Origin of the sequence: Nocardioides sp. (assembly GCF_025964975.1) — a bacterium.
Lineage (GTDB): Bacteria > Actinomycetota > Actinomycetes > Propionibacteriales > Nocardioidaceae > Nocardioides.
On sequence record NZ_JAOPXV010000187.1, the window covers coordinates 1 to 7,604 of the forward strand.

The window sequence follows — 7,604 nt, forward strand, 5'->3', positions numbered from 1 at the left end:
CGGCGTCCGGGACATCTCCCAGGACGAGATCAGCGCGAGCTGGGGCCAGGAGGTCGCCCAGCGGGCGGCGCTCGGTGTCACCGTCTTCATCGTCCTGGTGATGCTGTTCATCGGCATCTACTTCCGTGAGTGGAAGATGTCGGTCGCCGCCTTCGTGGCCCTCTTCCACGACATCGCCATCACCATCGGCGTCTACGCCCTGTCGGGCTTCCAGGTGACCCCCTCGGCGGTCACCGGCCTCCTGGCCATCCTCGGCTTCTCCCTGTACGACACCGTCGTGGTGTTCGACAAGGTGCGGGAGAACACCCACCAGCTGAAGCAGTCGCGGCTCTCCTATTCAGAGGCAGCCAACCTCGCGGTCAACCAGACGCTCGTCCGCTCGATCAACACCTCGATCGTCGCGCTCATCCCGGTCGCCGCGATCCTCTACGTCGGTGTCGTGCAGCTCGGCGCGGGTTCGCTCAAGGACCTGGCGCTCGCGTTGTTCGTGGGCATGGCCGTCGGCGCCTACTCCTCGATCTTCATCGCGACTCCGCTCCTGGTGCAGCTGAAGTCCGGCGAGAAGGACCTCGACCACGACGAGCGTCGCGCAGCGGCGCGACGACGTGAGGCCAAGGCCGACCCCTACTCGCGCGTCGCGGGGGCAGACTCCAGTGCCACCCCGCCGCCCGACCCGCGTCTGGTCCGTGCGGACGGCACGGTCGCCACGCGCCCGAAGACGGCTCCGCCACGTCAGGCCGAGGCGATCAACAAGGGCCGTGTCGTGCCGAAGCCGCACGGTCCGATCAAGCCGAGCCCCTCCGCCGGCCGGGTCCAGCCCACGCGGCAACCTCGGTCCAAGCGCGGCAAGAAGTGACGCAGCGGTCCGTCGATCGTGCCCGGGAGGCCATGTCCCGCCTGGTCCTCGACGTGCCCGACTGCCCGCTCCCGGGAGTGATGTTCAAGGACATCACGCCCCTGCTTGCTGACCCCGCGGGTCTGGCTGCGGTGGTCGATGCCCTGGCCGACCACGGCCGGGACCCCGACGGCGCCGTCGTCGTCGACAAGGTGGTCGGGATGGAGGCGCGAGGCTTCATCCTCGGCGCGCCGGTCGCGCTTGCCCTCGGCGCGGGCTTCGTGCCCGTGCGCAAGGCTGGCAAGCTCCCGCGCGCCACCCATGCGGTGTCCTACGCGTTGGAATACGCCGAGGCCACCCTGGAGGTCCACCAGGACGCTGTGGCACCCGGCGAACGCGTCCTGCTGATCGACGACGTGCTCGCCACCGGCGGCACCGTCACGGCGACCCGTCGGCTGGTCGAGGCGTGCGGCGGCACCTGCATCGGGGTCGCCGTCCTGATGGAGCTCACCGCTCTCAGCGGCCGTGAGGCGGTGGGCGATCTGCCGATCCACGCCGTCATGACGGTGTGAGGTCACCGGTCACTAGACTGACCAGATGGCCGAGGACCCCAGCACCCCTGTGACACAGGAGCGCGCCTCGGATGTCCCGTTGTCCGCTCGGAGCATGCGTTCGCGGCTGGCCCGCATCGGTGCCAAGGCCCCCACCGGCAACCCGGTGCTGGAACCGCTGTTCCGCTCGGTGCGGGCCAACCACCCCAAGGCCGACCTGGCGCTGCTCGAGCGCGCCTACGAAGTGGCCGAGAAGATGCACGGCAGCCAGATGCGCAAGAGCGGTGATCCCTACATCACCCACCCGCTGGCCGTCACCACGATCCTGGCCGACATCGGCATGACCGAGCCAACCCTGGTCGCGGCGCTGCTGCACGACACGGTCGAGGACACGCCGTACACCCTCGACGAGCTGCGCGCCGACTTCGGCGACGAGGTGGCGCTGCTGGTGGACGGTGTCACCAAGCTCGACAAGGTGCAGTACGGCGACTCCGCCCAGGCAGAGACCATCCGCAAGATGATCGTGGCGATGTCGCGCGACATCCGCGTCCTGGTCATCAAGCTCGCCGACCGCCTGCACAACATGCGCACGCTCCGCTACGTGCCCCATGCCTCCCAGGAGCGCACGTCGCGCGAGACGCTCGACATCTACGCACCGCTGGCGCACCGCCTCGGCATGAACACGCTGAAGTGGGAGCTCGAGGACCTCGCCTTCGCCACGCTGCACCCGAAGATGTACGACGAGATCGTGCGACTCGTCGCAGACCGGGCGCCCTCGCGCGACCAGTTCCTGGCCGAGGTGATCGCCGGGGTCGAGGCGGACCTGCGTGAGGCCAAGATCAAGGCGAAGGTGACCGGGAGGCCCAAGCACTACTACTCGATCTACCAGAAGATGATCGTGGGTGGTCGTGAGTTCTCCGACATCTACGACCTCGTGGGGATCCGGGTGCTGGTCGAGGAGGACCGCGACTGCTACGCCGTCCTCGGTGTCCTCCACTCGCGCTGGAACCCGGTGCTCGGCCGGTTCAAGGACTACGTCGCGATGCCGAAGTTCAACATGTACCAGTCGCTGCACACCACGGTCATCGGTCCGCAGGGCAAACCGGTGGAGCTGCAGATCCGCACCTTCGCCATGCACCGCCGTGCGGAGTACGGCGTGGCGGCACACTGGAAGTACAAGGAGAACAGCAAGGCCGGACTCGACACCGACGCTCGCGCCGGGTCGTCCCAGCTCGGGGACGACATGTCGTGGCTCCAGCAGCTGCTCGACTGGCAGCAGGAGGTCGAGGACCCGGGCGAGTTCCTGGAGTCGTTGCGCTTCGAGATGAACCGCGCCCAGGTCTATGTCTTCACTCCCGCCGGCGACGTGATCCCGCTACCCGTCGGAGCAACTCCGGTCGACTTCGCTTACGCCGTGCACACCGAGGTGGGGCACCACACCATCGGTTCGCGGGTCAACGGGCGCCTGGTGCCGCTCGAGTCGACGCTCGACAACGGTGACGTCGTCGAGGTGTTCACCTCCAAGGCGCCCAGCGCCGCGCCGTCGCGTGACTGGCTCAACTTCGTCAAGTCGCCCCGAGCGCGCTCCAAGATCCGGCAGTGGTTCACCAAGGAGCGGCGCGAGGAGGCGATCGAGCGCGGCAAGGAGCAGATCGCCCGCCTGATGCGCAAGGAGGGCCTGCCCCTCAAGCGGCTGATGACCCACGAGTCCCTCACCCAGGCCGCCACCCACTTCAACCACGCCGACGTCAGCGCGCTCTATGCCGCCGTGGGGGAGGGGAACCTCAGTGCCCAGGCGGTCGTACGCCGCGTCATCGACCTGCACGGCGGGGACGACGGGGCGGCGGAGGACCTCTCCGAGGGCGTCACCATCACCCGTCGGTCGCGCACGGTGTCGAGTAGCACCGACTCCGGAGTGGTCGTCAAGGGTGTCGATGACGTGTGGGTCAAGCTCGCCAAGTGCTGCACCCCGGTCCCCCCCGACGCGATCCTGGGCTTCGTCACGAAGGGTGGGGGAGTCTCGGTCCACCGGCGCGACTGCACCAACGCGGGGAGCCTGCAGACCCAGCCCGAGCGGGTGCTCGAGGTCGAGTGGGCGCCGACCTCGCAGTCCACGTTCCTGGTGAACATCCAGGTGGAGGCCCTCGACCGGGCCCGCCTGCTCTCCGACATCACGATGGTGCTCTCGGACGCGCACGTGAACATCCTCAGCGCGTCCCTCACCACGACACGCGACCGCGTCGCCAAGAGCCGCTTCACCTTCGAGATGGGCGACGCCTCACACCTGGACAGTGTGCTTCGCACCGTGCGCAGCGTGCCGGGGGTCTTCGACGCCTACCGCGTCACGAGCTGACCCGCACGCTGGATCAGGTGCCTCGACGGCCGGACTTCACCCGGGTTCCGTCACCTTCGCGGGTGTTGCAACACTCGGGAACGTTCGATTCCCCCGGGTAACCGGGGGACCGACGGACTTCGAGCGAGGCGAACCTCAGCCGAACTCGGCGGCCGCCCTGCGAGCCATGTCGAGGAAGGCCTGCTTGTTGGCCAGCGAATCCTCGAGGCGCTTCACGGTCCGCTCGTCCCCGGCCGACCTCGCCTTGTCGAGCTTGGCCTGTTCGTCGGCGATGCCGGCCTCGAGCTTGCCGATCATGTCGTCTGCGCGGGCGGACTTCTCCGGGTCGGTCTTCTTCCACTTGTCGTCCTCGACGGAGCGGATGGCCTGCTCGACCTTGCGCATGCGGCCCTCGAGGTCCTTCATGCGGTCGCGGGGGACCTTGCCCGCCGCGTCCCATCGATCGGCGAGGTCACGGAAGACCTTCTTGGCGGCGTCCAGGTCGGCGACCGGCACCAGCTTCTCGGCCTCGACCAGGATCTCCTCCTTGGCCTCGGCGTTGGCGGCGAACTCCTTCTCGGCCTCCGCGTCGGCAGCGTCTCGAGCACCGAAGAACGCGTCCTGGGCAGCGCGGAACCGCTGCCACAGCTCGTCATCGACGTCGCGGGGCGCAGGTCCGGCGGCCTTCCAGTCGCGCATGAGGTCGCGGTACTTGCCGGCGGTGGGTCCCCACTCCGTCGAGGTCGACAGGGCTTCCGCCTCGCTCGCCAGCCGCTCCTTGATCACGCGTGCTCCGTCGCGGCGCTCGTGCTCCTCCGCGAAGTGCGCCTTGCGGTGGCGCGTGTAGGTCGTGCGGGCGCCGCTGAAGCGTCGCCAGAGCGTGTCGTCGGTGGCCTTGTCGAGGCGGGGGAGCGCCTTCCAGTGGTCGAGCAGGTCGCGCAGGCGGTTGGCACCGTTGCGCCAGTCCTTGCTCTCGGCGAGCTTCTCGGCCTCGAGGACGATCCGCTCCTTCTCCGCCTTCGACTCCGCAGTGCGCTGCGCCTTCTCGGCGCGCTTGGCGTCGCGCTGGATGGCGATCAGCGGGGCGAGCGCGTCCAGCCGCCCGGCGAGGCCGACGAGGTCTCCGACGGCGTTGGCCTCCACGACCTGCTCGCGCAGCGACTTGACGGCCGACACCGCCTCTTCGGGGCTGAGCTTGCCCGCACCGATGCGCTGCTCGAGGAGGTGCACCTCGAAGGCGAGGGCGTCGTAGCGGTCGGTGAAGAACTTCAGCGCTTCCTCGGGTGTCCCCTCGGCATACTGGCCGACGCTTCGTTCGCCGCCGGGAGTGTTCACATAGACGGTTCCGTCATCGGCCACTCGGCCCCAGTCGGACTGCTTGTCGGCGCTCATGGTCGATCATCGTAGTCACGAGCACTCTCGGTAGGGTGACGCCCCGGACGCTTGACGTCCGCGCACCGACCTCGACCCTGCCATCGCAGAAGGACTTCTCACTCGTGTTCATCGCCGGCTTCCCCGCTGGACCCTGGGGCACCAACTGCTACGTCGTCGCCACCGGACCCGGTAGCGAGTGCGTCGTCATCGATCCGGGCAAGGACGCCGCGGCCGGCGTCGACGAGGTCGTGCGCGAGCACAAGCTCAAGCCCGTCTCCGTGCTGGTCACACACGGGCACGTCGACCACATGTGGTGCGTCGCCCCCGTTGCCGGCACCTACGACGCCACCGCGTGGATCCACCCGAGCGACCGGCACCTGCTGGCCGATCCGATGGCGGGCATGAGCCCCGAGACCACGCAGATGCTGCTCGGCGGCGACTACACCTGGGCCGAGCCCGACGACGTCCAGGAGCTCGGCGACCTCCAGGAGCTCGAGCTCGCGGGCCTGCGCTTCGTCGTCGACCACACCCCGGGCCACACCGAGGGTTCGGTCACCTTTCGTTCGCCGTACGCCGACGGCGACTCCTCGACGCGGGCGGACATCAGCGAGGTCATGTTCTCCGGCGACCTCCTCTTCGCCGGCTCCATCGGGCGTACCGACCTCCCCGGCGGCGACCACGCCACGATGATGCGCACCCTGGCCGACAAGGTCCTGCCCCTCGCCGACGACATCGTCGTGCTCCCCGGCCACGGCGAGCAGACCTCCATCGGGCGCGAACGCGCGACCAACCCCTTCCTCCAGGACTTGTGATGGTGAAGATCGTCCCGCTCAGCGGGTTCCCCGAGCTCCTCCCCGAGCAGCGCGTCGTCGAGCGCGAGGTCATCGCTGCGCTGTCGCGCACCTTCGAGCTGCACGGCTTCGCCAACATCGAGACGCGCGTCGTCGAGCCGATCGACCGGCTGGCCAAGGGCGGCGAGATCGACAAGGAGATCTACGCTCTCCAGCGTCTCAACGCGGCGCCCGGTGACAGGGCCGAGCTGGGCATGCACTTCGACCTCACGGTGCCCTTCGCGCGCTACGTGCTGGAGAACGCCGGCAAGCTCGAGTTCCCCTTCCGCCGCTTCCAGATCCAGCCCGCCTGGCGCGGCGAGCGGCCGCAGGAGGGCCGCTACCGCCAGTTCACCCAGGCCGACATCGACATCGTCGGCCGCGACACCCTCGGCTCCCACCACGACGTGGAGGTCGTCCGGGTGATGGTGGAGGCGTTGGGCGCACTTCCGCTGCCGCCGCTGTCGTTCCAGGTGAACAACCGCAAGCTGATCCAGGGCTTCTACCGCGGCCTGGGCATCCCCAACGTCACGGCGGCGATCAAGGTCATCGACAAGCTCGACAAGCTGCCCGCCGACGTCGTCGCCGAGCAGCTGGTCGAGCAGGCCGGCGCGACTCCCGAGCAGGCCCAGCAGTGCCTCCAACTGGCCTCGATCCGGGTCGGCGACACCTCGTTCGTCGAGCAGGTCCGGGGCCTCGGGGTCGAGGACGACCTGCTCGATGCCGGGCTGGCCGAGCTCGCAGCCGTGATCGAGGGATGTGCCGACGCCACGTCCGAGCGCGTCACCGTCGAGGCCAACCTCCGCATCGCGCGCGGCCTCGACTACTACACCGGCACGGTGCTCGAGATCTTCATGGCCGGCTACGAGCGCCTCAAGTCCGTCGGCGGCGGTGGTCGCTACGACGCGCTCGCCAGTGACGGCCGGACCACCTACCCCGGCGTCGGTGTCTCGTTCGGGGTCTCTCGCACCCTCATCCCGCTGATCGCCGACGGTGTCCTCGCCAGCAGCCGCAAGGTGCCCAGTGCCGTCCTGGTAGCAGTCACCGACGAGGAACGGCGGCCCACGAGTGCGGCCGTCGCAGCGGCCCTGCGCGCGCGAGGGATCGCCTGCGAGCTCTCCGCCGACGCGGCGAAGTTCGGCAAGCAGATCCGTGCCGCCGAGCGTCGAGGCATCCCGTTCGTCTGGTTCACCCAGGAGGACGGCACCCACGAGATCAAGGACATCCGCACCGGCGAACAGCTCGCGGCAGACCCAGCGACCTGGACACCACCCGAGGCAGACCTGCGACCGCAGGTCCGTTTCGAACTCACGCCCGACATCAAGGAGAACCAGTGATCCGCACCCATGACGCCGGCGCGTTGCGCGCCGAGCACGTCGGCCAGACAGTCGTCCTCGCCGGATGGGTGGCGCGACGCCGCGACCACGGCGGCGTCGCGTTCCTCGACCTGCGGGAGGCGAGCGGCGTGGTCCAGGTGGTCGTGCGGGACGCGGACGTCGCAGGCGAGCTGCGAGCCGAGTTCTGCCTCAAGGTGACGGGGGAGGTCGTGGCCCGCAAGGCCGGCAACGAGAACCCCAACCTCTCCACCGGTGAGATCGAGGTCGTGGCCACGGCGGTCGAGGTCCTCTCCGCGAGCGCCCCGCTGCCGTTCCCGATCGACGACGCCGGCACCGCCAAGGGCG

Annotated in this window: 7 protein-coding genes; 6 read left to right on the forward strand and 1 reads right to left on the reverse strand. The window is 69.1% G+C overall.

Annotation, left to right across the window (positions count from 1 at the left end; genetic code table 11):
• The 3 genes from secF to JWN68_RS14425 form a co-directional block, all read left to right on the forward strand.
• Window positions 1–856: protein translocase subunit SecF (gene secF, locus JWN68_RS14415; protein ID WP_297740100.1), on the forward strand; the 856-nt coding region annotated here is incomplete at its 5' end.
• A 32-nt stretch (window positions 857–888) separates the two neighbouring features.
• A complete protein-coding gene (locus tag JWN68_RS14420; protein WP_297740102.1) occupies window positions 889–1,407 on the forward strand; it encodes an adenine phosphoribosyltransferase in 519 nt (172 codons plus the stop codon).
• A gap of 94 nt (window positions 1,408–1,501) precedes the next feature.
• Window positions 1,502–3,739, forward strand: a complete 2,238-nt coding sequence (locus JWN68_RS14425; protein ID WP_297740110.1) for a bifunctional (p)ppGpp synthetase/guanosine-3',5'-bis(diphosphate) 3'-pyrophosphohydrolase — start codon at window positions 1,502–1,504, stop codon at window positions 3,737–3,739.
• Window positions 3,740–3,874: 135 nt separating this feature from the next.
• Here JWN68_RS14425 and JWN68_RS14430 read toward each other — a convergent pair whose 3' ends face one another.
• Window positions 3,875–5,110, reverse strand: coding sequence for a DUF349 domain-containing protein (locus JWN68_RS14430; protein ID WP_297740104.1), 1,236 nt, complete (start codon window positions 5,108–5,110; stop codon window positions 3,875–3,877).
• A gap of 104 nt (window positions 5,111–5,214) precedes the next feature.
• On the opposite strand from JWN68_RS14430, the gene JWN68_RS14435 reads away from it, so the two are divergent.
• The 3 genes from JWN68_RS14435 to JWN68_RS14445 all read left to right on the forward strand — a co-directional run.
• Window positions 5,215–5,904, forward strand: a complete 690-nt coding sequence (locus tag JWN68_RS14435; protein ID WP_297740112.1) for an MBL fold metallo-hydrolase — start codon at window positions 5,215–5,217, stop codon at window positions 5,902–5,904.
• Entirely contained in the window at window positions 5,904–7,259 is a 1,356-nt protein-coding gene (gene hisS, locus JWN68_RS14440) for a histidine--tRNA ligase (RefSeq protein WP_297740106.1), read from the forward strand. The genes JWN68_RS14435 and hisS overlap by 1 nt, the downstream gene beginning before the upstream one ends.
• On the forward strand, window positions 7,256–7,604 hold a 349-nt coding region (locus JWN68_RS14445; protein WP_297740108.1), incomplete at its 3' end, for an OB-fold nucleic acid binding domain-containing protein. The genes hisS and JWN68_RS14445, both read left to right, overlap by 4 nt.

Coding starts and splice junctions, on each gene's coding strand:
- JWN68_RS14425 (WP_297740110.1), top strand. CDS start 1,502: ATGCGTTCGCGGCTGGCCCGCATCGGTGCCAAGGCCCCCACCGGCAAC.
- JWN68_RS14430 (WP_297740104.1), bottom strand. CDS start 5,110: ATGAGCGCCGACAAGCAGTCCGACTGGGGCCGAGTGGCCGATGACGGA.
- hisS (WP_297740106.1), top strand. CDS start 5,904: ATGGTGAAGATCGTCCCGCTCAGCGGGTTCCCCGAGCTCCTCCCCGAG.
- JWN68_RS14420 (WP_297740102.1), top strand. CDS start 889: ATGTCCCGCCTGGTCCTCGACGTGCCCGACTGCCCGCTCCCGGGAGTG.